The 22,264-nt window shown below is 71.6% G+C and carries 24 protein-coding genes and 1 pseudogene; 11 read left to right on the top strand and 14 right to left on the bottom strand.

Translation table 11 applies throughout. The annotated features are described in order from the left end of the window. Positions 1 to 47: 47 nt before the first annotated feature. Entirely contained in the window at positions 48 to 758 is a 711-nt protein-coding gene (locus ACFPCV_RS29425) for a DUF3159 domain-containing protein (RefSeq protein ID WP_378059630.1), read from the top strand. Positions 759 to 779: 21 nt separating this feature from the next. Then, complete coding sequence (locus ACFPCV_RS29420) at positions 780 to 2,258, top strand: MFS transporter (RefSeq protein WP_378059629.1); 1,479 nt, start codon at positions 780 to 782, stop codon at positions 2,256 to 2,258. Positions 2,259 to 2,381: 123 nt separating this feature from the next. Here ACFPCV_RS29420 and ACFPCV_RS29415 read toward each other — a convergent pair whose 3' ends face one another. Then, positions 2,382 to 2,957: a TetR/AcrR family transcriptional regulator gene (locus tag ACFPCV_RS29415; RefSeq protein ID WP_378059628.1), complete on the bottom strand. Its 576-nt coding sequence runs from the start codon at positions 2,955 to 2,957 to the stop codon at positions 2,382 to 2,384. A 109-nt stretch (positions 2,958 to 3,066) separates the two neighbouring features. On the opposite strand from ACFPCV_RS29415, the gene ACFPCV_RS29410 reads away from it, so the two are divergent. Beyond that, the gene (locus ACFPCV_RS29410; RefSeq protein WP_378059627.1) at positions 3,067 to 3,444 is read left to right on the top strand and encodes a DUF4267 domain-containing protein; all 378 of its coding nucleotides are present in this window, start codon (positions 3,067 to 3,069) and stop codon (positions 3,442 to 3,444) included. Between the two features lie 12 nt (positions 3,445 to 3,456). Here ACFPCV_RS29410 and ACFPCV_RS29405 read toward each other — a convergent pair whose 3' ends face one another. Both ACFPCV_RS29405 and ACFPCV_RS29400 read right to left on the bottom strand, forming a co-directional pair. Further along, entirely contained in the window at positions 3,457 to 3,996 is a 540-nt protein-coding gene (locus tag ACFPCV_RS29405) for a TetR/AcrR family transcriptional regulator (protein WP_378059626.1), read from the bottom strand. After that, positions 3,993 to 4,316, bottom strand: coding sequence for a DMT family transporter (locus tag ACFPCV_RS29400; RefSeq protein WP_378059625.1), 324 nt, complete (start codon positions 4,314 to 4,316; stop codon positions 3,993 to 3,995). Before ACFPCV_RS29400 ends, ACFPCV_RS29405 begins: the two co-directional genes overlap by 4 nt. Positions 4,317 to 4,333: 17 nt before the next feature. Between ACFPCV_RS29400 and ACFPCV_RS29395 the strand changes: the two genes are divergently transcribed. After that, a complete protein-coding gene (locus tag ACFPCV_RS29395) occupies positions 4,334 to 5,515 on the top strand; it encodes an L-talarate/galactarate dehydratase (RefSeq protein WP_417281558.1) in 1,182 nt (393 codons plus the stop codon). Here the strand turns inward: ACFPCV_RS29395 and ACFPCV_RS29390 are convergent. Then, on the bottom strand, positions 5,512 to 6,480 hold the full coding sequence (locus ACFPCV_RS29390) for a TIGR03557 family F420-dependent LLM class oxidoreductase (protein ID WP_378059624.1): 969 nt from the start codon (positions 6,478 to 6,480) through the stop codon (positions 5,512 to 5,514). The two genes, ACFPCV_RS29395 and ACFPCV_RS29390, sit on opposite strands and share 4 nt — an antisense overlap. Beyond that, positions 6,480 to 7,028 (bottom strand): type 1 glutamine amidotransferase domain-containing protein, encoded by a 549-nt coding sequence (locus ACFPCV_RS29385; RefSeq protein ID WP_378059623.1) that lies wholly within the window; start codon positions 7,026 to 7,028, stop codon positions 6,480 to 6,482. The genes ACFPCV_RS29390 and ACFPCV_RS29385 overlap by 1 nt, the downstream gene beginning before the upstream one ends. Positions 7,029 to 7,137: 109 nt before the next feature. Between ACFPCV_RS29385 and ACFPCV_RS29380 the strand changes: the two genes are divergently transcribed. Continuing rightward, positions 7,138 to 7,761: an alpha-ketoglutarate-dependent dioxygenase AlkB gene (locus tag ACFPCV_RS29380; RefSeq protein ID WP_378059622.1), complete on the top strand. Its 624-nt coding sequence runs from the start codon at positions 7,138 to 7,140 to the stop codon at positions 7,759 to 7,761. Here the strand turns inward: ACFPCV_RS29380 and ACFPCV_RS29375 are convergent. Together ACFPCV_RS29375 and ACFPCV_RS29370 are read right to left on the bottom strand one after the other, a co-directional pair. Beyond that, on the bottom strand, positions 7,727 to 8,071 hold the full coding sequence (locus ACFPCV_RS29375) for a hypothetical protein (RefSeq protein WP_378059621.1): 345 nt from the start codon (positions 8,069 to 8,071) through the stop codon (positions 7,727 to 7,729). The two genes, ACFPCV_RS29380 and ACFPCV_RS29375, sit on opposite strands and share 35 nt — an antisense overlap. Positions 8,072 to 8,193: 122 nt before the next feature. Further along, positions 8,194 to 8,475: a metal-sensitive transcriptional regulator gene (locus ACFPCV_RS29370; RefSeq protein ID WP_378059620.1), complete on the bottom strand. Its 282-nt coding sequence runs from the start codon at positions 8,473 to 8,475 to the stop codon at positions 8,194 to 8,196. 156 nt (positions 8,476 to 8,631) lie between these two features. Here ACFPCV_RS29370 and ACFPCV_RS29365 point away from each other — a divergent pair, with 156 nt between their 5' ends. Beyond that, entirely contained in the window at positions 8,632 to 10,386 is a 1,755-nt protein-coding gene (locus ACFPCV_RS29365; RefSeq protein ID WP_378059619.1) for a gamma-glutamyltransferase family protein, read from the top strand. On the opposite strand, the gene ACFPCV_RS29360 is transcribed toward ACFPCV_RS29365, so the two are convergent. Both ACFPCV_RS29360 and pdxR read right to left on the bottom strand, forming a co-directional pair. Beyond that, positions 10,368 to 11,822, bottom strand: coding sequence for an aldehyde dehydrogenase (NADP(+)) (locus ACFPCV_RS29360; RefSeq protein ID WP_378059618.1), 1,455 nt, complete (start codon positions 11,820 to 11,822; stop codon positions 10,368 to 10,370). The genes ACFPCV_RS29365 and ACFPCV_RS29360 overlap by 19 nt on opposite strands. A 2-nt stretch (positions 11,823 to 11,824) precedes the next feature. After that, positions 11,825 to 13,237, bottom strand: coding sequence for a MocR-like pyridoxine biosynthesis transcription factor PdxR (gene pdxR, locus ACFPCV_RS29355; RefSeq protein ID WP_378059617.1), 1,413 nt, complete (start codon positions 13,235 to 13,237; stop codon positions 11,825 to 11,827). A gap of 81 nt (positions 13,238 to 13,318) precedes the next feature. On the opposite strand from pdxR, the gene ACFPCV_RS29350 reads away from it, so the two are divergent. Both ACFPCV_RS29350 and ACFPCV_RS29345 read left to right on the top strand, forming a co-directional pair. Continuing rightward, positions 13,319 to 14,557, top strand: a complete 1,239-nt coding sequence (locus ACFPCV_RS29350; protein WP_378059616.1) for an MFS transporter — start codon at positions 13,319 to 13,321, stop codon at positions 14,555 to 14,557. Positions 14,558 to 14,597: 40 nt separating this feature from the next. Then, positions 14,598 to 16,367 (top strand): BCCT family transporter, encoded by a 1,770-nt coding sequence (locus tag ACFPCV_RS29345; protein WP_378059615.1) that lies wholly within the window; start codon positions 14,598 to 14,600, stop codon positions 16,365 to 16,367. A 53-nt stretch (positions 16,368 to 16,420) separates the two neighbouring features. Here the strand turns inward: ACFPCV_RS29345 and ACFPCV_RS29340 are convergent, their stop codons facing one another. Then, the gene (locus ACFPCV_RS29340; RefSeq protein WP_378059614.1) at positions 16,421 to 17,437 is read right to left on the bottom strand and encodes a C40 family peptidase; all 1,017 of its coding nucleotides are present in this window, start codon (positions 17,435 to 17,437) and stop codon (positions 16,421 to 16,423) included. Between the two features lie 137 nt (positions 17,438 to 17,574). Between ACFPCV_RS29340 and ACFPCV_RS29335 the strand changes: the two genes are divergently transcribed. The 3 genes and pseudogenes from ACFPCV_RS29335 to ACFPCV_RS29325 all read left to right on the top strand — a co-directional run bounded on the left by ACFPCV_RS29335 (position 17,575) and on the right by ACFPCV_RS29325 (position 19,166). Further along, a complete protein-coding gene (locus tag ACFPCV_RS29335; protein ID WP_378059613.1) occupies positions 17,575 to 18,408 on the top strand; it encodes a metallophosphoesterase family protein in 834 nt (277 codons plus the stop codon). 32 nt (positions 18,409 to 18,440) lie between these two features. Continuing rightward, a pseudogene (locus ACFPCV_RS29330) lies at positions 18,441 to 18,527 on the top strand (DNA-binding response regulator); the annotation flags it as partial. A 12-nt stretch (positions 18,528 to 18,539) separates the two neighbouring features. After that, a complete protein-coding gene (locus ACFPCV_RS29325; RefSeq protein WP_378059612.1) occupies positions 18,540 to 19,166 on the top strand; it encodes a maleylpyruvate isomerase N-terminal domain-containing protein in 627 nt (208 codons plus the stop codon). On the opposite strand, the gene ACFPCV_RS29320 is transcribed toward ACFPCV_RS29325, so the two are convergent. The 4 genes from ACFPCV_RS29320 to ACFPCV_RS29305 form a co-directional block, all read right to left on the bottom strand. Beyond that, entirely contained in the window at positions 19,150 to 19,974 is an 825-nt protein-coding gene (locus tag ACFPCV_RS29320; RefSeq protein WP_378059611.1) for an ABC transporter permease subunit, read from the bottom strand. The two genes, ACFPCV_RS29325 and ACFPCV_RS29320, sit on opposite strands and share 17 nt — an antisense overlap. Continuing rightward, entirely contained in the window at positions 19,974 to 20,849 is an 876-nt protein-coding gene (locus tag ACFPCV_RS29315; protein ID WP_378060044.1) for an ABC transporter permease, read from the bottom strand. Before ACFPCV_RS29315 ends, ACFPCV_RS29320 begins: the two co-directional genes overlap by 1 nt. A 64-nt stretch (positions 20,850 to 20,913) precedes the next feature. Then, positions 20,914 to 21,804: an ABC transporter ATP-binding protein gene (locus ACFPCV_RS29310; RefSeq protein WP_378059610.1), complete on the bottom strand. Its 891-nt coding sequence runs from the start codon at positions 21,802 to 21,804 to the stop codon at positions 20,914 to 20,916. Continuing rightward, positions 21,801 to 22,199, bottom strand: a complete 399-nt coding sequence (locus ACFPCV_RS29305; protein WP_378059609.1) for a GntR family transcriptional regulator — start codon at positions 22,197 to 22,199, stop codon at positions 21,801 to 21,803. Before ACFPCV_RS29305 ends, ACFPCV_RS29310 begins: the two co-directional genes overlap by 4 nt. Positions 22,200 to 22,264 lie beyond the last annotated feature (65 nt).

Below are 22,264 nucleotides of genomic sequence, written 5' to 3'. Positions count from 1 at the left end.
CCTCACTCGCCAACGCCGGCGCACCGCCGGAAAGGACGAACCGACCCATGACCAAGCTGCGGCAACAGGACACGACGGACGACGACCACACGACCACCCCCGGGCCCACCCGGGAGGAGGCGGTGCTCGCCCGCATGGGCACGCGGATGGGCTTCGTCTACACCGCTGTCCCCGTCGTCGTGTTCGTGACAGCGAACCTCGTCCTCCCGTTGGCGGTGACGATCACCGTCGCCCTGCTGGCGGGGGCGGGGTTGACGGTGTTCCGACTCGTGCGCGGTGAGCGCTGGACCTCGGCTGTCGGCAGCCTGGTCGGCGTCGCGATCGCCGCCGGGATCGTGGCCCTGACCGGGTCGGCGAAGAACTACTTCATGGTGGGGATCTGGGCCTACTTCGCGGGCTTCGTGATCGCTCTCGGCTCGGTGCTGACCCGCCGGCCGGTCACGGGGGTCATCTGGAACTTCGTGCACGGCGGCAAGTACCGGTGGCGAACCGATCGGCGGGTCCTGCGCGCCCACACCGTCGCCACCCTTGCCGCCGCCGGTGTGCTGGCCGCCCGGTTCGCCCTCCAGCAGTGGCTCTACATCAACGACAACACCAGCGCGCTCGGTGTCGCCCGCATCGCGATGGGCACGCCGCTGTCGGCGCTCGTCGTGATCGTCATCGTGTGGGCCTTCCGTCGCAGCAGCAAGCAGTTCGTCCCGAAGAAGGCGGACACCGGCGACGGCATCGGGGACACCGGCCACAAGCCGGCCGAGTAACCCGTGAACCAGCCGGAACCCGTGACATCGCCACCGAGGACGCTCGTCGCCGTACTCGCCCTCGCAGGGATCACGGTGTCGTTGCAACAGACCTTCGTCATCCCGTTGCTGCCCCATCTGCCTGCGCTGCTGCACACGACGCCGGGCAACGCCTCGTGGGCCGTGACGGCCACGTTGATCGCGGGGGCGGTGTCGATCCCGATCGTCGGCCGGCTCGCCGACATGTGGGGCAAGCGGCGCATACTGCTGTCCTGTCTCGCGTTTCTGGTCACGGGTTCCGCGGTGACCGCGCTCAGCACGTCGCTGGGCTGGTTCGTCGCCGGTCGCGCCCTGCAGGGCACCGCCGCGGGCGTGGTGTCGCTGGGCATCAGCCTGCTTCGCGACCACCTGCCGAAGGACCGGCTGGCCTCCGCGACGTCGGTGATGAGCACGTCGCTCGGCGTCGGGGCCGCCCTGGGAGTTCCGCTGTCGGCGTTGCTCGCGCAGTACGCCGACTGGCGGGTTCTGTTCTGGACCGCGGGTGGGCTGGCAGCCGGGGCGGGTGTACTCGTCCTGCTCGTCGTACCCGGTACGGCGCGGCCGCCGGGCGGGCGGTTCGATCCGCTGGGGGCGCTGCTGTTGTCCACCGCGCTGGTCTGCCTGTTCCTCGCCGTCGCCAAGGGCGGAACCTGGGGGTGGACCGGCGGCGTCACCCTCGGCTCGTTCGCGGGCGCGGCCACGCTGCTGGTGCTGTTCGGTGTGTGGGAGCTGCGCACCCCGCAGCCGCTGATCGACCTGCGGGTGAGCCGGCGGCCGCGGGTCCTGCTCACCAACACCGCCTCGCTGATCTTCGGCTTCTCCATGTTGATCAGCTCGCTGGTGTTCACCCAGCTCCTGCAGATGCCCACGGCAGCGGGGTACGGGTTCGGCGAGTCGATGCTCGTCGCCGGCCTCCTACAGGCACCGGGCGGGGTGTGCATGATCGCCATGTCGCCGGTGTCGGCCATGATCACCGTCCGCTCCGGACCGCGGACGACGCTCATGGCCGGTGCCTTGGTCGTCGCGTGCGGCTACGGCTTCGCGACGCTGTGGCACGCCCAGCTCTGGCAGTTGCTCGTCTGCTCCGCCCTCGTCGGGTCCGGCATCGGGCTCGCCTACGGGGCGATGCCCTCGCTCATCATGAGCGCGGTCCCCGTCAGCCAGACCGCGGCGGCCAACAGCCTGAACAACCTCTGCCGGTCGTTGGGCACCTCCACCGCCAGCGCGGTGACGGGGCTGTTCCTGGCCACCATGACCACGACGGTGAGCGGTCATGTCGTCCCGGACCGGACCGCGTTCACCACCATCCTCCTGATCGGCGCGGCGGCGGCGCTGCTCGCCCTGACCGTCGCCGCTTTGATCCCGGGCCGCCGCCCGGCCACGACGGCTGACCTCCCGCCCGCCGCACCCCACTGCCGCGCCCAGGCACGAGCCGAGCACCACCCACTAGATGATCGATTCCGTGCAGATCATGTGAAGTGAGCCCGCGCGCAGCGCCAAGGCCCGCGAAGCGGGCCCTGCGAAGCAGGAACATGCCAAAGCACCCCGACGGTGACGCAAGCCCACCACGCCGCGCCTTCACATGATCTCCCGGTTCCCCGGCCTTCACCGGTGGTCACCGATCCGGGCGACGAGGAAGTCGAGCCGTTCCTCCTGGCCCGCCGGGGGGATGCGGCCGCTGTCGGACAGGACGGCCAGGCCGTGCAACGTGCTCCAGATGACTTCGGCGAACAGTTCGCGTCGCTCGTTGTCCACGCGGAAGCAGCCGACGAACTCGTCGAAGGCGTCCCGTAGCTGGGCCGGTGTCTCGGCGCTCGCGAACTTCAGGTCGGTGGGCAGGACGAACATGGCCTGGTACAGGGCGGGCCGCTCGGTCGCGAAATCCAGGTAGGCGCGGCAGACGGCGCGCAGGGCCTGCTCCTGGACGGGGGCGGCCTGCCGTGCGCGGCGCAGGCAGGCACCGAGCTCTCTGAAACCGTCGAGGGCGACGGCGCTCACGATGGCGCTCTTGCCGTCGAAGTGGCTGTACAGCACCGGCTGGCTGTACTCGACGCGTTCCGCGAGCCTGCGTGTCGTCACCGCCTCCCAGCCCTCGGTTTCCGCGAGTTCTCGCGCGGCCGTGATGATCAGTTGGTGACGGTGGACGCGTTCACGTTCACGGCGCTCGTTGACGGCGGACATGCCAACATCCTAGCAACGCTAGACAAGCTGCCAGAGATAATACTATCGTTGCTACCGCCACTAGCGCCGCTAGAAATCTGTGGGTGCCACCACCGGGAGGGAACAACGCATGCTCATCAACGTCGCCAGCGTGCTCGCCGGACTGATCGGCGCAGGCATCATCCTCGTCGGCGTGCGTGCCTTCTGGGCACCGCAGGCCGCGGTCGGCTTCGGCATCCCCGGCACGCGGACCGAGGACCCGAACTTCCAGGCATGGCTGTCCGTCAAGGCCGTACGCGACATCGCCTCCGGGGTCTTCATCCTGATCCTGCTGGCCGGCGCGCCGACCGACGTGCTGGGCTGGTTCATGCTGGCCGCCACCGGCATACCCGCCGGTGACGCGCTGATCGTGCTGCGCAACAACGGACCGAAGACGGCCGTCTACGGCATCCACGGGGCCACCGCCGCGGTGATGCTGGTGATCAGCGTGCTCCTGCTCGTCCCGTGACCGCGGCCCGGATCATCCCCCGACGAGCCGGTCGACGCCTGCGCGCAACGCGTCGACGTCGACCGGTTCGGCGGTGACGAGCGCCTGCATCAGGTGCCCGTCGATGAGTGCGGCGAGCGCGAAACCCCGGTCCTTGCCCGCGAACCGGGCGCAGATGCCGCGCAGGCCGTCGATCCACAGCTGGGCCAGCGGCCGCAGGTCGGGCATCCGCGCGGCCGCGAGATAAAGCTCGTACTCGAGCAGCACCTGTTCCCGGTTGTCGAGGTACCGCAACGTCGCCTCGACGAACGTCCCCGGCACGTCCTCGCTCGCCTGCAGCTCGTCGGCCCATGCCTCGAGGTCGGCGCGCGCGTACTCGATGGCCTCGCGCAACGCGGCGGCGACGAGGTCGTCGAGCGTCGGGAAGTAGTAGGTGGTCGACCCGAGCGGAACCCCGGCCAGCTCGGCGATCCTGCGGTGGGTGACGTTGCCGACGCCGACGTCCGCGATCGCCCGCACGGCGGCGGTCACGATCTTGCGGCGCCTGGCCTCCGGATCACGCCGGGCGCTCAATGCGCACCACCCAGGTTGAGCACCACGACGCCGCCGATGACGAGCGCGACGCCCGCGATCTTCTGAAGGCTGATCGACTCACCGAGGAACGCGACTCCGATGGCCACGATCGCGGCCGTGCCGAGCCCGGACCACATGGCGTACGCGACGCCGACCGGCAGGTCCTGCCTGATCGCCACGGCCAGCGCGGCGAACGCGGCGGTGTAGCCGGTCAGCGTGGCGACGGTCGGCCACAGCTTCGTGAACCCTTCGGTCAACTTCAGCAGGCTCGTCGCGATCACCTCGAAGACGATCGCGGCAAGGAGAAACAGGTACGGCATCGTGTTACTTTCGGTAGATGTACATCTGTACTAGTACGAATGTACACCACGATAGGGTTAGCCAGGTGCGCACAGGAGACCGAATAGACCGAGTCCGGTTGTCGCTGGTGTATCTGCCGCTCAGTCCCGCCATCAGCGAAGAACACGTGGCGGCCGGGCGACGGCAGCCGGTGACCGAGGTGGCGTTCCTCTTCGCCGAGCTCGGCACCACCGACGGTCACGCGGGCCTCGGGTTCAGCTACGCCACCAGGGCCGGTGGGCCCGGCCTGTACGCGCACGCCAAGGAGATCGTCCCGCTGCTGCTCGGCGAGGACCCCAACGACGTCGGCCGGGTCCGGGAGAAGCTCGTCGCCGCGGGCGCCTCCGCGGGCCGCACCGGGCTGGCCGCGCAGGCGATCGGTGCCGTCGACGTCGGACTGTGGGACCTCAAGGCCAAGCGCGCCAACCTCTCGCTGGCCAAGCTGCTGGGCAGTCATCGTGACGCGGTGTCGTGCTACACCACGTCCGGTGGATCTCTTTCGGTGCCTGCCGACAAGGTCGTCGAGAACGCCAGGCGGTCGCTGGCACAGGGCGCGGGCGGCATCGGCATCGCGGTCGGCGCGCAGGAGGTGTCCCACGACGTCGAGCGGATGCGCGCGGTGCGCGAGGCGCTCGGCGACGACGTGCCGCTGATCGCCTGCGCGGACCAGCAGTGGAACCGCGTCCAGGCGGGCAGGCACGCCCGCCGCCTCGACGAGTTCTCCGTGCAGTGGCTGGCGGATCCGCTGGACGCGCACGACACGAAGGGCCACGCCGCGCTCGCCGCCACCCTGACGACCCCCATCGCGACCGGCGCCACGCTCACCAGCGTCGACGAGCACTGGCGGCTGATGACCGCCGACGCGGCCGCCGTACTGCAGCCGGACGTGGCCGCGATCGGTGGCATCACGCCGTTCCTGCGCGTCGCGGCCCTCGCCGACCAGCACCACCTCACGCTCGCCCCGCACTTCGCGACGGAGCTGCACGTCCACCTCGCCGCCGCCTACCCGGGCGGGGCGTGGGTCGAGCACGTCGACTGGCTCGCGCCGCTGTTCAACGAGAAGCTGGCCGTCGAGAACGGCGCAGTGGCCGTCCCCGACCAGCCGGGCATCGGCCTCAGCCTCAGCGAGCGCTCCCGGATGTGGACCACCGACCGGATCGAGTTCGCCGAGTCGGTCTAACCCAGGGCGCGCAGCGCGGGCAGGATCCGTTCCTTCGCTTCGGCGAAGAACGGCTCCTGGTGGTCGCCGCCGATCTGGACCAGTGCGACGTCGGTGAAACCAGCGTCCAGGAAGGGTTTCACCGCGGCCGCGACCGCGTCCGGGTCGGCGCCGCACGGGATGTTCTCCGCGACGTCGTCCTTCGTGACGAACTGGGTCGCCGCGGCGAACCCGGCCGGCCCCGGCAGCTCGGCGTTGACCTTCCAGCCACCGGCGAACCAGCGGAACTGCTCGTGCGCGCGGGTGATCGCCGCGTCCCGGTCGGTGTCCCAGCTGATCGGCAGCTGCGCGATCTTCCGCGTGCCGGCCTTCGCGGTGCGGTCCCACTCCTCGCACAGCTCGGCAGCGGGCTCGACGGCGATCATCGCGTCGGCCAGCGGGGCGAACCGCCGCACCGACTGGCCGCCGGACACCGCGACCGCGATCGGCACGCGGACGTCCGGCAGGTCCCACAGCTTCGCCGAGTCCACCCGGAAGTGGTCACCGGCGAAGTTGACGTGGCCACCGTCGAACAGCGCGGCGATGATCTCGACCGCCTCGACGAGCATCTCGTGCCGCACGTTCACCGGCGGCCAGCCGCGGCCCACGACGTGCTCGTTAAGGTTCTCCCCCGCGCCGAGCCCGAGCGTGAACCTGTTGCCGGACAGCAACTGCACGGTGGCCGCCTGCTGGGCGACCACGGCCGGGTGGTACCGCATGATCGGGCACGTCACGTAGGTCATGAGCTCGATACGTTCCGTCGACTGCGTGACCGCACCGAGGGTCGCCCACGCGTTCGGCGCATGCCCCTGCTCGCTCAGCCACGGAGAGTAGTGGTCGCTCATGACCTCGAAGTCGAACCCGGCCCGCTCCGCCCCGTGTGCGTGGCGCACCAGCGCACGGGGCCCGGCCTGCTCGGTCATCAGGGTGTAGCCGAAGCGGGCCATCAGACGTGCACGCCCTCCGCGATCTCCTCGACCGCCTTGGCGCAGAACGCGTCGAGGTCGCCGGGATTGCGACTGGAGACCAGGCCGTTGTCGGTGACGACCTCCTGGTCCACCCAGGTGGCACCCGCGTTGCGCAGGTCGGTCTTCAGACTCGGCCACGACGTCATCGTCTTGCCGCGCACGACGTCGGCCTCGGCGAGCACCCAGCCGCCGTGGCAGATCACGGCGATCGGCTTGCCGGAGTCGGCGAACCGGCGGACGAACCGCACGGCCCGCTCGTCTGCGCGGACGAAGTCGCCGTTGGCCACGCCGCCGGGCAGGACGAGCGCGTCGTAGGAGTCCGGGCTCGCCTCGTCGATCGCCGTGTCGACGTGTTTGGTGTCGCCCTTGTCGAGGTGGTTGAAGGCCTGGATGTCACCGGCCTCGAGGGACACCAACTCGGGGCGGCCACCCGCCTCGGTAACCGCCTCCCATGGCCGGTCGAGCTCGACCTGCTCGACGCCGTCGGTTGCCAGGAAGGCAACCCTCTTGCCCTCGATCGCAGGCATGCGCACTCACCCTTTCGTCGTCGTGACTTCCCCGGTAGGGCGGCTACCCACCGACCTGCCCGCCTAATCTCTTCGCTCACCTGTTCGAAATACGTGTACTGTGGTCGCCATGTCCGCGCTCCAAGGATCACTGCTCGACGACCTCGACGAGGTCGGTCTCCGGCCCCTGTCCCCGATCCGCCGCACCGAGCTGTCGGCCGGCGCGTGGGTGGACGTCCGGCCGGGCTGGCTCACCGGCGCGGGCACGTTGTTCGACCGGTTGGCGGCGGGCGTGCCGTGGCGAGCGGAACGCCGCCGCATGTACGACCGGAGCGTCGACGTACCCCGGCTGCTCAGCTTCTACGACGAGAACACGACCCTGCCCGACCCGGTGCTGACGAGGGCCCGCGACGCGCTGAGCCACCACTACGCGGCCGAACTTGGCGAACCGTTCCGCACCGCGGGCCTGTGCTACTACCGCGACGGCCGCGATTCCGTCGCATGGCACGGTGACCGCATCGGCCGGGGCAGCACCGAGGACACGATGGTCGCGATCGTCTCCGTCGGCGCGCCGAGGGCCCTGTTACTCCGGCCGCGCGGCGGCGGCATGACCCTCCGCTACGCACTCGGCCTCGGCGACCTGATCGTGATGGGCGGCTCGTGCCAGCGCACCTGGGAACACGCGGTACCGAAGACGGCCAGACCGGTCGGCCCGAGGATCAGCATCCAGTTCCGGCCGCGCGGCGTCCGCTGACACGCGGATGAGACGCGCCGACCGGGCACCGTCCGCCGCACCCGCGGCGGCGCGTGGCCCCGGCACGCACGACCACGTACCGGAACCACGCTCGCCGAGACCGGAACGGCCCGAGGGGACAGACGTCCGGGGTGAGCAGGTCACCGTAGAACCCGCGGACGTCGGCGACGAGCACGTCCGGCGTCTGGTGCGCCGCGTAGTGCCCACCGATGGTGTACTCGTGCCACGACACCACGTTCTCGTGGTCACGGTCGACGAACCGCCGGATCGACGTGAAGTCCCCGGCGAACGAGGCGAGCCCGATCGGCACGGCGGCCGGTTCGGCCGCCGGGTGCGCGTGCGCGTTCTTCTGGTAGAGCCGCGCAGGTGAGGCGGACGTGCCGGTGAACCAGTAGATCGCCGTGTCGGTGGTGTGGCGGTTCGCGGCAGAACCTAGGACCGGACCAGCCGTGCGATGGCCTCGGAAGCTTCGCGCACCTTCTCGTCCGCGTCCTTGCCGCCGTCCGCGAGCGCGGCCGCGACACAGTGCTTCAGGTGCTCGTCCATCAATCCAAGCGACACGGCCTGCAACGCCTTCGTCGCCGCCGAGATCTGGGTCAGCACGTCGATGCAGTACTCGTCGTTCTCGACCATGCGCTGCAGTCCGCGGATCTGCCCCTCGATGCGGCGGAGGCGCTTGAGGTAGCCGTCCTTGTCGCTGGTGTAGCCCCGCATCGACGTTCCCTTTCGCCCGAGTCCCACGTCCGACCATCCAGCATACCCACAGGGGGTACCTGCGTCGATGTGTCGCCACGTCAGAGTACGGGGCCGGGCCCGGGGTGAGGTGCATGACCTTGCCCCGGACCGGCCGGATCCCGTAAACGTAACGACGTGTTCACTACCCGTCCCGAGCTTGCGGGCACCTTCGGCATGGTGGCCTCCACCCACTGGCTCGCCTCGTCCTCGGGCATGGCGGTCCTCGAACGCGGCGGCAACGCCTTCGACGCGGCCGCGGCGGCGGCCTTCACGCTGCACGTGTGCGAGCCGCACATGAACGGGCCGGGGGGTGAGGTGCCCGCGATCTTCACCACGGCCACCGACCCCACCCCGCGCGTCCTGTGTGGACAGGGCGTCGCGCCGGCGGCCGCCACGGCCGAGCGGTTCCGGCAGCTGGGGCTGGACCTCGTGCCGGGCACGGGGCTGCTCGCGGCGACCGTGCCGGGCGCGGTCGGCGCCTGGCTGACACTGCTGCGCGACCACGGCACCATGCCCCTGGGGGACGTCCTGGGCTACGCGATCGGGTACGCGGAGCACGGGCATCCGGTCGCTGCGGCCGTGGTGGACACGATCGCCGCCGTCGAGCAGCTGTTCCGCACCCACTGGCCCACCTCAGCCGACCTCTGGCTGCCGACGCCCGCGCCCGGCGGGCTCGTGCGCAACCCGGCGCTCGCGGCCACCTACCGCAGGCTGGTGGCGGAGGCCGAGGCCGCGGGCGGTGACCGGGACAAGCAGCTCGACGCCGCCGTCACCGCCTGGTACGAGGGTTTCGTCGCCGAGGCCGTCGACTCCTTCTGCCGCACCGAAGTGGTCGACGACTCCGGCCGTCCGCACGCCGGGCTGCTGACCGGCGCCGACCTCGCGGCGTGGCGGCCGGGCTACGAGCCGACCGTGCGCCACGACGTGTTCGGCTGGCAGGTCCACAAGGTCGGCGCGTGGAGCCAGGGCCCGGTCCTGCTGTCGCAGCTCGCGATGCTGGCGGCGCTGGGCGATCACCCCGCCGCGGCGTCCGCCGACGAGATCCACCGGGTCGTCGAGGTCACCAAGCTGGCGTTCGCCGACCGGGACGCGCACCTCGGCGACGGCGCCGACGTCACCGCGCTGCTCGACCCGGCGTACCTCGCGGAGCGGGCAGGGCTCGTCGGCCCCGGGGCCGGGCCCGCACTGCGCAACGGGCTCGGCACGCTCCCCCGCTACGTGCGCGAAGGCGGCGTGCAGGCCGGGCCTGCCGGTCTCGGCATCGGCGAGCCGACGCTGGGCGGACTCGAGGTCTCCCCGCAGGGCACCACCCGCGGTGACACCTGCCACCTCGACGTGGCCGACCGGTGGGGCAACGTCATCTCCGCGACCCCGTCCGGTGGCTGGCTGCAAAGCTCCCCCACGATCCCCGAGCTGGGCTTCTGCCTCGGCACGCGGGCCCAGATGTTCTGGCTGGAGGAGGGGCTGCCGAACACGCTCGCACCGGGCAAGCGGCCACGGACCACGCTGTCGCCGTCCTTCGCGATCCGCGACGCCACGCAGTTGTCGTTCGGCACCCCCGGCGGCGACCAGCAGGACCAGTGGCAGCTGGTGTTCTTCCTCAACCACGCCGTGCACGGCATGGACCTGCAGGCCGCGATCGACTCGCCGAGCTGGCACACCACCGCGTTCGCCTCGTCGTTCTACCCCCGGCAGACCGGCACGCAACTGCTGCTCGAGGCGCGTGCCGCGGCCGCCGCCGACGAACTGCGCAGGCGCGGCCACGACGTCGAGATCGTCGACGGCTGGTCGCTGGGACGCATGTCCGCGGTCTCCCGCGACACCGAGACCGGGCTGCTCCGCGCGGCCGCCAACCCCAGGGGCAGGCAGGGCTACGCGGTCGGGCGCTGAGCGGTCTGGCGGCTCAGCACCCCGTCGACCCTTCGCGGCACCTCGAGCGGGTTGCCGTCGCGCAGCACCTCGGGCAGCAGCGCCTGCGGCATGTTCTGGTAGACGACCGGCCGCAGGAACCGCCGCAGCGCCGTGGTGCCCACCGACGTGTGCCCCGGCATGGTGGTCGCCGGGTACGGCCCGCCGTGCTGCATCGCGTACGTCACCGACACCCCGGTCGGCCAGTCGTTCCACAGCACCCGGCCCACCCGTTCGGTCAGCAGCGCGACCAGCTGCCCGGCCTCCGCGTCGTCGGGTGCGCCGTGGACGGCCGCGGACAGCTCCCCGGTGAACGCCCGCGCGCACGCCAGCAGCTCGTCCGCCGACGAGTACCGCACCACCATCGACGTCGGGCCGAAGCACTCCACCAGCAGTTCCTCCCTGGCCGCGAGAAAGTCGGCCGCGGTGCAGCCGAGCAGCGTCGGCGCGACGCCCTCCCCCGCCACCGGCACCCGCACCGCGGGGTGCGACCGCAGGGTGTCCAGTTCTGCGGTGTACCGGGCGGTGATGCCGTCGTTCAGCAGCGGCGCGGCGACGTGCCCGGCCAGGGCGGCGGCGACGTGCGACTCGAAGTCGGCCGCCGCGGCCGCCGGCACGAACACCAGGCCGGGTTTCGTGCAGAACTGGCCCGCGCCGAGCGTGTAGGACGCGACGTAGCCCTCCGCGATCCCCTCCGCCCGCTCGGCCGCCGCAGACGCGGTCACGAACACCGGGTTCACGCTGCCCATCTCCGCGTGGAACGGGATGGGGTCCGGCCGCGAACAGGCCAGGTCGAACAGTGCCCGGCCGCCCTGTCGCGACCCGGTGAACGCACCAGCCCTGATCCGGGGGTCGACGACCAGTGCCCGGCCCTCCTCGACGCCGTGCACCACCCCGAACACCCCGTCCGGCAAGCCCGCCGACGACAGCGCGCCCGACACCAGCTCACCGACGCGGCCGCTCAGCAGCGGGTGGCCGGGGCTGGCCTTGAGCACCACCGGGCAGCCGACGGCGAGGGCGGCCGCCGTGTCACCGCCCGCGACGCCGAAGGCGAACGGGAAGTTCGACGCCGCGAACACCGCGACCGGCCCGGCCGGCACCAGCATCCGGCGCAGGTCGGCACGCCCGCCCGCGGGCCAGCAGGTGTCCGGCGAGTCGATGGTGACCGACAGGTAGCCGCCCTCGACGACCGTCTCCGCGAGCAGCCGCAGCTGGAACGTGGTCCGCTCCAGCTCGGCGTGGAGCCTGGGTTTCTCCGGCAGGTGCGTCTCCAGGTGCGCGAGTGGCACCAGCTCGCCCGCGGCCGCGTCCAGCACGTCGGCCACCCGGCGCAGCGCGGCGGCCCGCAGCTTCGCCGTCGTCGCCGCGAACGGCGCCCGCGCGGCGTCCGCCGCGGTCAGAACGGTCTCCAGCGACACCTTCACCACACCTCACCCAACAGTCTCAGCCCTTCTTCGACCCGTTCGGTGCCGATCCGGCCGTAGCCGAGCGCGAGCCCGGGACGGCCCGCGCCGAACCCGTGGTACTCGGCCAGGTCCGCGATCCCGACCCCGGCCGCCGCGGCCCGCTCGACCAGGGCCGCGACGTCCACCTCGCCGCGCGGCCACGCCGCGAGGTGCAGCCCGGCGGTCGACGGCACCACCTCGAGCCGGTCCGCGAAGTCCCGCCGCAGCACCGAGAGGATCAGCGCCCGCCGCGCCGCGTACTCGCGCGTCGACCGCCGCAGGTGCCGCACGAACAGCCCGTCGGCCATGAACCCCGCCATGGCGCCCTGTGTCGTGGTCTCCGTCTGCAGGTCCGAGAGCCGTTTCGCCGACCGCAGCGCGGGCAGCAACGACGGTGGCGCGACCAGGAACCCGAGCCGCAGCATCGGCAGCATCGTCTTCGAGAACGATCCGACGTAGAGCACCCGGTCGCCGCGGTCGAGGCTGTGCAGTGGTTCGAGCGGGCGGTCGGCGAACCGGAACTCGCTGTCGTAGTCGTCCTCGATCACCACCGCGCCTGCCTGCCGCGCCCACGCCAGCAACGCGGTCCTGCGGTCGAGCGACATCGGCGGCCCGAGCGGGAACTGGTGCGACGGCGTCGTGTACACGAGACGCGTGTCGTCCGGAAGTGCCGACACGACAATGCCTTCCGCGTCGACGGGCACGCCGGTCATGTGTGCGCCGTGGGAGGCGAACAGCTCGCGGGCAGGCGGGTAGCCCGGTTCCTCGACGGCCACGCGGTCACCCGGTTCGAGGAGCACCCGCGCCGCGAGGTCGAGCGCCTGCTGGGCGCCGCCCGTCACCAGGACCTGCTCGGCCGGTACCCGCACCGAGCGGGACAGCCCGACGTGCCTGGCGATCTCGGCCCGCAGCCCCGGGTGCCCTGCCGGGTCGCCGTACAGGGCGTCGCCCGCGGTCACGTCCCGCAGCGTGCGCGTGACCTGCCGCCGCCACGCCGCCATCGGGAAGCGGGCGGTGTCCGGCACGCCGACACCGAAGTCGTGGGTCTGCGGGCCCGCAACGCGCGCGGGCGGGGCGGCGAGCGTGCGCCACACCGGCCTCGGCGGCACCGCACCAGGCCGGCCCGCCGCCTGCGGGGCAGGCACCGGCGGGGTGGCGCACACGAACGTGCCGGCGCCGACCCTGCCGACGAGGAAACCCTCCGCGGTCAATCGCTCGTAGGCCAGCGCCACGGTGTTGCGGGAGACGGCCAGTGTGCGAGCGAGCTCCCTGGTCGGTGGCAGCTTCTCGCCGGAGCGCAGGCGGCCGTCGAGGACGGCCTCGTGCAGCTGCCGGTAGATCCGGGCGGACAGGTCGCCGCGCCCGGCGAGGCTGACGTGGAACTCCACCAGGACCACCCTACATTGGCACCATAGGTTTGGTCGTTATTGGAGCTTCTGTCCGACCAATCCGGTGCCTAACTTGAGTCCATGTCGCGCTTCCTCCCGGCACCCGGCCCGGCTCGCCCACTCGCGGCCGCGCAACTGGCCGACTCGATCGGCCTCGGCGGGTACCTCGTGTGCTCCGCGCTGTTCTTCACCCGGATCGTCGGTCTGTCACCCACCCAGGTCGGGTTCGGCCTCACCGCGGGGTGGGCGGTCGGGTTCCTCGCCGGCGTGCCACTGGGGCACCTCGCCGACCGGCGCGGTCCGCGCGGCGTCGCGATGTCGCTGGCGCTGTGCACGGCGGCCGCGCTCGTCCTGTTCCTGTTCGTGCGGGCCTTCGTGCCGTTCGTGCTCGTGGCGTGCCTGTACTCGACCGCCCTCTGTGGACTGGGCGCGGCCAGGCAGGCGCTGCTCGCCGGGCTCGTCCCCGCCGGGGAGCGGACCAGGGTGCGGGCCGTGCTCGCGACGGCGGTCAACGGCGGCATCGCGGTGGGCGCGGGGCTCGGCGGGCTGGCGCTGCAGGCGGACACCGCAATGGGTTACCTCGCGGTGTTCGCGCTCGACGCGGTCAGCCTCGCGGTGTCGGCACTCGTCCTGCTGCGGTTGCCGGTCGTGGCACCAACGCCCGCGAGCGCGAAGGGCGCGCCGGTCCTCGAGGTGCTGCGCGACCGGCCCTACGCGGTGGTCGCGACGCTGAACATGCTGCTGCAACTGCACATCCCGCTGATCACCCTGGCGATCCCGCTGTGGGTGGTGGAGCGGACCGACGCTCCCGGATGGACGGTGTCGCTGCTGCTGGTGCTGAACACGCTTTCCGTCGTGCTGTTCCAGGTGCGGGTGGCGAGCAGGGTGACCGATCTCGCGAGCGCGGCGCGGTTCATGCGGTTCGCGGGTGTGACCCTTTTCGGCGCGTGTGCCGTGTTCGCGTTGTCCGGTTTCGACATGCCTGCCTGGTTCGCGGTCGTCGTGCTCGTCGTCGCGGCGGTGCTGCAGGCAGCCGCGGAGATGATGCAGGCGAGTGGGTCGTGGGAGATCGGCTTCGGACTCGCGCCGGAGGGCAGACAGGGTCAGTACCAGGGGTTCTTCGGCTCGGGCTTCACCGTGGCAAGGATGCTCGGACCGCTGGTGGTGACGACGGTCGTGCTCGGGTGGGGCACCGCGGGCTGGCTGCTCCTCGGCGGTGTGTTCGTCGCCGCCGGGGCCGCGATGGGCCCCGCCGTCCGCTGGGCCAGGCGATCGGCACCTGGCCGTGCCGGGACAACGCTGGTGAGCTCGGCCGGGTGACGCGTGTCCCAAATCGACCAACCGGTTAGCATGCGCTGGTATGGATACGGACGCGCAGGATTTGGCGGATACTGGTCCGCGGCAGGATGCGGAAGTCCTTGATGACACAGGTGAAAAGATCGAGGGCGCCGCGGACCGGCCACCTCGGACCGACAAGTGGGTCTTCGGTGTCGCGGCGGCGCTGACCGTCGGCTTCCTCGCGTGGGGCGTGTTCAACACCGACTCGATGATCACGGTCGCGGGCACGGTGCTGAACGACGGGGTCATTCCCTACGGCGGCTGGGCGTTCGTGCTCGTGGCAAGTGGTTTCGTGTTGTTCGCCATCGGGCTGGCGATCAGCCGGTACGGCCGTATCCCGCTGGGCGCGGACAGGGAGAAGCCGGAGTTCCGCACCGTGTCGTGGATCGCGATGATGTTCAGCGCGGGCATGGGCATCGGCCTGATGTTCTTCGGTGTGGTCGAGCCGCTGACCCACTTCATGGCCCCGGTGCCGGGAAGCGCGGGCCCCGCCTCTGACGACGCCGTGCACCAGGCGATGGCGACGACGCTGTTCCACTGGACCGTGCACCCGTGGGCGATCTACGCCGTGGTGGGGCTCGCGATCGCGTACAGCACGTTCCGCCGCGGCCGCACGCAGCTGTTCAGCTCGGTGTTCACACCGCTGATCGGCAAGCGGCGCAGTTCTGGCCCGCTCGGCCGGGCGATCGACGTCATGGCGATCTTCGCGACGCTGTTCGGTTCCGCGGCCTCGCTCGGGCTCGGCGCACTGCAGGTCGGCGAGGGACTGAACTACGTCGGCTGGGTCGGCGAGGCAGGCACCGGTCTGCTCGTCGCCGTGATCGCGGTGCTGACGATCGCGTTCGTGGCCTCGGCCGTGTCGGGGGTGGCCAAGGGCATCCAGTGGTTGTCGAACATCAACATGGTGCTGGCGTTCGTGCTGGCTGCGTTCGTGTTCGTCGTCGGCCCGACCGTGCTGATCCTGAACCTCGTGCCGGGCGCGATCGGCGACTACCTGCGTGAGTTCGCCAAGATGTCCGGCCGGACCGGCGTGACCGGCGGCGAGGAGATGCGCAGCTGGCTGGGCAGCTGGACGATCTTCTACTGGGCGTGGTGGATCTCGTGGACGCCGTTCGTCGGCATGTTCATCGCGCGGATCAGCCGCGGCCGGTCCATCCGGCAGTTCGTGGCGGGCGTGATCCTCGTGCCGAGTGCCGTGAGCCTGTTCTGGTTCGCCATCTTCGGCGGCGCCGCGATCCAGAAGCAACGCGCAGCCCTTGCCGCGCAAGGGGTTTCCTCGGAGGACCTGGCGAGCGGATCGCCGGCCGACCTGTTCGACGCGAGCACGTGGGTGTACAACCCGTCGGCGACGTCCGAGGCGATGACGTTCTCGTTCCTCACCCACCTTCCACTGTCCACAGTGTCCGCGATACTCGTGATCGCGCTGGTGTCGATCTTCTTCGTGTCCGGTGCTGACGCGGCGTCGGTCGTGATGGGCACGCTGTCGCAGGGCGGCTCGGTGCATCCGACGAAGCCGGTGGTGGTCTTCTGGGGCGTGCTGATGGGCGCTGTCGCGATCGTGATGCTGCTGGTGGGTGATGGCAGCGGCAACGCGTTGTCGGGTCTGCAGAACCTGACGATCATCGTTGCGGCGCCGTTCGCGCTGGTCATGGTCGGCCTGTGCTGGTCGCTGTGGCGGGACCTGCGCACGGACCCGATGATGATCCAGGAAGACGAGATGTTGAAGGCCCTGCGGGCGACCGACGTCGGCGAGCTGCGCCGGCACGGCCTCCGCATCGGCCGCAAGCACTAGGCAGCCGGGGTGCGGTTCTCTCCGGGGCCGCACCCCGCTGCCCGGCTCGGTGGTCAGCCGACGACGCGGCGGATGACCGTGATCGACCCGATGTTGTCTATGCCGCCGATCTTGACGTTCTCGCCGAAGCTGGGCGCGTGCACCGCACGGACGCTGTCGACGGCGATGGCCACGTGGTGGACCGGCTTGCCGTAGAAGATCAGGTCGCCGGGCCGCACGTCCGGCCGCGCGACCTGCTTGCCGACGAGCGCCTGCTGCCGCGACACCCTCGGCATGGTGATGCCGATGGTCCGGTACGCGGTCTGCACGAGCCCGGAGCAGTCGTAGGAGCTGGGGCCGACCGCGCCCCACAGGTACGGCTTGCCCATCTGGGAGAGCGCGAACCGCAGGACCTCACCCGCGTTGCCGCCGGGGATGACGACGTCGCTGCCGTAGTCCTCGATGCCGTCGAGCAGCGAGCGCTGCTCGGGGGTGAGGTTGTCGAGCGCGGTGCGCACCTCGGCGATCTGCGCGTCGAGCGCGGAGCGCCGCTGCCGGACCTCGGCCGCGGTGCCCGCGACCTTCGACTCGAGGGCCTGTGCCTGCGACTCGGCCGCGATGGCCTTCTCCTCGGCGGCCTCGGCCGCCTCGAGCGCGGCGTCGCCCTTGCGGGGCCCGCCGGTGAGGTGCGCGGCGAGGGTGGCCGCCTCCAGCTTGCCGACGAGGTCGTCGGGGCTGGTGCTGGTGGCGAGCGCGGTGAGCCCGTCGAGGTCGCGTCGCGAGGACAGCACGTCGGCCACCCGGTCGAGGTCCTGCGCGACGGTCACCTTGTCGCGGAGCGCGTCCGCGGCGGCCTTGGCCTCGTCCGCTGCCTCGACCGCGGTGGCCGACGCCTGCCGGTGCGCGGCCAGCTCCTCCTGGACGACCAGCAGCTCCTCGTTGACGAGCTCGGCCTCCGCGGAGAGGTCGTAGTAGTGCGCGAGCAACCCGGCGACCGTCGTCGGCTGGGCGGAGGCCGGCGCGGTCAGGAGCGTCGCGGTCAGCAGGACCGCGGCTCCGATACCGGCCAGTGATGGGGGCAGTGCGCGCACCCGAGCTCCCCTCTCGTTCGGTTGTCGGTGTCCATTCTCGCGCATTGATCGCCGTTTGGGGCGCGAACCTCGCGAAGCGGGCACCTACGTCTGCACAGTAGGGCAACCGGGGTTACGGGACGGTTAGGGTGGATCACGTGAGCAACCTCGTCGCCGTCTCCGACCTGCACGTGTCCTACCGGGAGAACCGAGAGGTCGTCGACCTGTTGCGAGCGCAGACGCCGCAGGACTGGCTGCTCGTGGCCGGTGACGTCGGCGAACAGCTCACCGACGTCGGGTGGGCCCTCTCGGTGCTGAAGGAGCGGTTCGAGCGCGTCGTGTGGGTCCCCGGCAACCACGAGCTGTGGACGATGCCCGACGACCCGGTCAAACTCCGCGGCGTCGAGCGGTACGAGGCGCTGGTCGAGCTGTGCAGACGGCTCGGCGTGCTCACCCCGGAGGACCCGTACGAGACCTGGCACGGCCCCGGCGGCCCGGTGACGGTGGCGCCGCTGTTCCTCGGCTACGACTACACGTGGCTGCCCGACGGCCACACCACCAAGGCGGCGGGCCTCGCCTACGCCCACAAGACGGGCGTGGTGTGCACCGACGAGTACATGCTGCACCCGGACCCGTACCCGACCCGCGACGACTGGTGCCGGGCCCGCGTCGACGAGACCGAGCGGCGGCTGAAGGCGTGCGACACGACGGCGCCGTTCGTCTTCGTCAACCACTATCCGCTGGTCCGGGAGCCGACGCGGGTGCTGCGGTACCCGGAGTTCGCCCAGTGGTGCGGCACCGACCTGACCGCCGACTGGCACACCCGGTTCGACACCGCCGCCATGGTGTACGGCCACCTGCACATCCCGAGGAGCACGGTGTACGACGGGGTGCCGTTCGAGGAGGTGTCCCTGGGCTACCCGAGGGAGTGGCAGCCCAGGAAGCGCCCGCACGGCCTGCCCCGCCGCATCCTGCCGGTCAGTCCGTCCTGAGTGCGGTGAGGATGCCGGCCTTCGCGGCGCGCGGGCGGTTGCTCGGCAAGCTGGCGGCACGGGACCGTGCACAGCTGGTGAAAGCCGCCTACGAGTCCGGGCTCGTCACCCCGTCTTGATACGTTCGCGTCGTGCCGGTATCAGCTGACGATGTCACCCTTTCCGTCCGCCTCGCGGTCGACGCCCTCGGCGCCGCCGGGGACGGATGGGACCGGCAGGCCGGCGAGGTGACGTGGACGTGCTGGGAGACGGCCGAACACGTCGCGGACGACCTCTTCTTCTACGCGACACAGATCGCCCGCACCCCGCCACCCGAACCCGGTGAGGCGCCGTTCACGATGACCGCGCGGCGCGACGGCGGCCCGGTGAACGCGGTGTCCGCGGTCCCCGAGTCCGGTCCGGCCGGGCTGCTGGCCGTGGTGGACGCGTGCGGCGCGCTGCTCGCCGCGGCCGTGCGCGCGGCACCGCCGGACGCCAGGGGGCACCACGTGTTCGGCCTCGCCGACGCCGAGGGCTTCGCGGCGATGGGTGTCGTCGAGGTGCTCGTCCACACCTCGGACATCGCGGCCGGGCTCGGGGTGCCGTGGCAGCCGCCGGCCGACCTGTGCGCGCGGGTGCTGACCCGGCTCTTCCCGGACGTCGAGGTGACCGGCGACCCGTGGCGCACCCTGTTGTGGGCCACGGGCCGCGCCGAGCTGCCCGGCCGTCCGCGGCGGACGCGATGGCGGTGGCACAGCGCGCCTATCGCGAGCGGCTGACCACCTGCCGGGCCGCCACCCCGGTCAGCACCAGCGTGAGCGCCAGCAGCAGTCCCGTCTCCGTCCACTGGAACCGCCAGTAGCGGCCCGCGGGCTGGTACAGCGTGTACTGCCGGTCGTACCCCCGGTCGCGCAGGCAGCTGACGGGATCCTCGCCTTCGCACGCGCTCATGGCCTCGTTCCACGTCAGCCGCTGGCCGTCGGCGGCGAGCACCCCGGAACCGACGACCAGCGCGCCGGCGGGCACCGCCGCCCCGCGCGTCCCGGAGACGGCGACCTCGGGCTCCGCGTAGTGCTCGCGGGCCAGGTAGGCGCCGACCACGAGCCCCGCGAACACCGCGATGGTCACCGCCATCGCGGGCAGCAGCCGCCGCAGCACCGCCCCCGACGCGGCACCGAGCGCGAACACCGTGAGGAACCACGCGCCCGACGCGACCCCGGTGACGCCGAAGACGTCCCCGGAGAACCGGTCGATCGGCACCCCGGCCGACGCCGTCCACCTGAGCACCACCGTGCCGAACGCCAGCCCGGCGAGTGTGACCGCGGCACCGAGCGCGGTGAACTTGACCGTCAGCCAACGGGTTCGGGGCACCGACTGCGTCCACACGAGACGGTCGGTGCCGCGCTCGTACTCCCGCGCCAGCAGCGGCACGCCCCAGAACAACCCGACGAACACCGGCACCATGGGCAACGCCTTCACCACGTCCATCGGCATCCTGCCGAGCACCAGCAGCAGTGCGGCGCCCGCGAGCAGCGCGACCGTCCCCAGCGCCTGCGCGCGGTGCTGCCGCCATGTCAGCCACAGCATCAGACCGGCCTTCGCGCCAGCCGGTACAGGACCGGGCCTGCCAGCAGGACCGACAGGAGCACGAGGAGCCCCGCCTCCGTCCACTGGAACCGCCAGTACCGGTCGGCGGGCTGGTAGTACAGGACCGACTGGTAGCCCGCCTGGTCGACGCAGTCGAGGTAGGTGGTCCTGCCCTCCGACGCGCACTCCGGCACCAGCGCGTCGCCGGGCACCTCCACGCCCGCGGGCGACAGGGACGCCGACCCGGTGAGGTAGGTCCCCTGGATCGGGCCCTCCGCCACGACGCGCACGGGTTCCGCGTAGTCCTCGCGCACCATGAACGCGGCCACCATGACGGCTATGAACACCGCGATCGTCAGCGCGAAGGCGGGCAGTGTCCTGCGCACCAGCCCGCCGGCCGCGGTGCCGAGCGCGAACGCGAACAGCCACCACGCGCCCGCGGCGACCCCGGTGGCGCCGAACAGCGCCGCGTCGCCGAACCGGTCCGCGCTCGCGACGCCGTCGAACACGCCGACCCAGGCGCTGACCATCGCGCCGAGCGCGAGCCCGGACACGGTGACCGCGCCGCCGAGCACTCCCAGCTTCGTGGTGAGCCACCGCCGCCTGCTCACCGACTGCGTCCACGCGAGGCGGTGCGTGCCCCGCTCCAGCTCCCGCGCCAACAGCGGTGCGCCCCAGAACAACCCGACCAGCAGCGGCACCACCGGCAGCCAGCTGAGGTAGGTGTACAGCGACTGGAAACTCGCCCGCAGCTCCTCGCCGGACTGCCCGGCCGCGGCCTGCCCGTGCACGAGCAGCAGCACCCAGAGCGCCGCCAGGAAACCGGCGGTCACCAGCACCTGCGCGCGGTGCTGCCGCCACGTCACCCACACCATGTTCACCCATCCCTCCAGTTCGGTGGCCGTGCCGGGCGTGACCCCCAGCCAGGCCCGGCGCGGGTCATGCCTTCGCCAGCGCGGGCCTCGGCAGCGCCGCGTTGTCCGGGCGCCGCAGGTAGGCGAGGACCATCTCCTCGAGGCTGACGCCGCGATCGGTCCACCTCGGGTCCAGCGCCGGCCGCCCGGAGCCGGTGCGTACGAGCAGCGTCGCCTGCCGGTCGGTCCGGTTCTGGTCGACCACGGACAGCCGGGCGGCCACCCCGTCGGCCTGCTCCGCGGGCCCGGTCAGCAGCCGGTGCCCGGCGAGCAGCTCCTCGATGTCGCCGCAGACCTGGACGCGGCCGCCGTTGAGCACGACGAGCCAGTCACACGTGTCGACCAGGTCGGACACCACGTGCGAGGACAGCATCACGGTCATCCCACTCTCGGCGACCGCGCTCATCAGCCCGCGCATCACCTCGTGCCTGGCGAGCGGGTCGAGGTTGGCGAGCGGCTCGTCGAGCACGAGCAGCTCCGGCCGCTTGGCGAGCGCGATCGTCAGCGCGACCTGCGCCTGCTGGCCGCCGGAGAGCTTGCCCGCCTTGCGGTCGAGCGGGATGTCGAGTGCCGCGAGCCTGCGCGTCGCGAGGTCCTGGTCCCACCTCGGGTTCATCCGGGCGCCGAAGCGCAGCATCTCCGCGACGGTGAAGCTGTCGTAGAGCGGCTTGTCCTGCGCGAGGAACGCGACGCGGGGCATCGTCCCGGTGGCGCCCGCCGGTGCGCCGAGCACCGTCACGTCGCCGTGGTCCGGTGCGAGCAGGCCGACCGCGAGGTGCAGCAGGGTGGTCTTGCCCGCGCCGTTGGGACCGACCAGGGCCACGACCCGGCCCTCCGGCACCGACAGGGAACAGTCCTTCAGCGCCCAGTTGCGGCGGTACCTCTTGCCGAGCCCGGTGGTGGCCAGCGCGTTCATGCCGTGTCCTCCCCTACGCGAAACGAATCCAGCACCACGGACGCGAACAGCGCCTCGATGTCCTCCGGGTCCAGGCCCGCCGAGCGGGCGTCGGCCACCCAGCCGGACAGCGAGTCGCGCAGCCGCGCGTGCTCGGTCACCGAGGCGCCCGCGAGGGAGCGCTGCACGAACGTGCCAAGGCCCGGCTTGCCCGCCACGAGCCCTTCCCGTTCGAGTTCCCGGTAGGCCTTGAGCACGGTGTTCGGGTTGATCGCCAACTTGTCGACGACCTCCTTCGCCGTCGGCAGCCGGTCACCCGGCCGCAGGACGCCCAGGCGCAACGCGTGTTTGACCTGGTGCACGAGCTGTAGGTACGTGGCGACGCCGGAACCGCGATCAAGCCGGAAGTCGAGCACCAGCAACACCCTTTCACTAATGAAGTAGTGAAATAGTGGAGCCCGGGCCAGGTCGTTGTCAACCC

It is taken from the genome of Actinophytocola glycyrrhizae (assembly GCF_042653545.1).
In the GTDB taxonomy this organism is placed as follows: domain Bacteria; phylum Actinomycetota; class Actinomycetes; order Mycobacteriales; family Pseudonocardiaceae; genus Actinophytocola; species Actinophytocola glycyrrhizae.
This window is presented reverse-complemented; position numbering and strand designations above follow the sequence as displayed.

Coding starts and splice junctions, on each gene's coding strand:
- ACFPCV_RS29425 (WP_378059630.1), top strand. CDS start 48: ATGACCAAGCTGCGGCAACAGGACACGACGGACGACGACCACACGACC.
- ACFPCV_RS29415 (WP_378059628.1), bottom strand. CDS start 2,957: ATGTCCGCCGTCAACGAGCGCCGTGAACGTGAACGCGTCCACCGTCAC.
- ACFPCV_RS29410 (WP_378059627.1), top strand. CDS start 3,067: ATGCTCATCAACGTCGCCAGCGTGCTCGCCGGACTGATCGGCGCAGGC.
- ACFPCV_RS29400 (WP_378059625.1), bottom strand. CDS start 4,316: ATGCCGTACCTGTTTCTCCTTGCCGCGATCGTCTTCGAGGTGATCGCG.
- ACFPCV_RS29395 (WP_417281558.1), top strand. CDS start 4,334: ATGTACATCTGTACTAGTACGAATGTACACCACGATAGGGTTAGCCAG.
- ACFPCV_RS29390 (WP_378059624.1), bottom strand. CDS start 6,480: ATGGCCCGCTTCGGCTACACCCTGATGACCGAGCAGGCCGGGCCCCGT.
- ACFPCV_RS29385 (WP_378059623.1), bottom strand. CDS start 7,028: ATGCCTGCGATCGAGGGCAAGAGGGTTGCCTTCCTGGCAACCGACGGC.
- ACFPCV_RS29380 (WP_378059622.1), top strand. CDS start 7,138: ATGTCCGCGCTCCAAGGATCACTGCTCGACGACCTCGACGAGGTCGGT.
- ACFPCV_RS29370 (WP_378059620.1), bottom strand. CDS start 8,475: ATGCGGGGCTACACCAGCGACAAGGACGGCTACCTCAAGCGCCTCCGC.
- ACFPCV_RS29350 (WP_378059616.1), top strand. CDS start 13,319: ATGTCGCGCTTCCTCCCGGCACCCGGCCCGGCTCGCCCACTCGCGGCC.
- ACFPCV_RS29345 (WP_378059615.1), top strand. CDS start 14,598: ATGGATACGGACGCGCAGGATTTGGCGGATACTGGTCCGCGGCAGGAT.
- ACFPCV_RS29320 (WP_378059611.1), bottom strand. CDS start 19,974: ATGCTGTGGCTGACATGGCGGCAGCACCGCGCGCAGGCGCTGGGGACG.
- ACFPCV_RS29315 (WP_378060044.1), bottom strand. CDS start 20,849: ATGGTGTGGGTGACGTGGCGGCAGCACCGCGCGCAGGTGCTGGTGACC.
- ACFPCV_RS29310 (WP_378059610.1), bottom strand. CDS start 21,804: ATGAACGCGCTGGCCACCACCGGGCTCGGCAAGAGGTACCGCCGCAAC.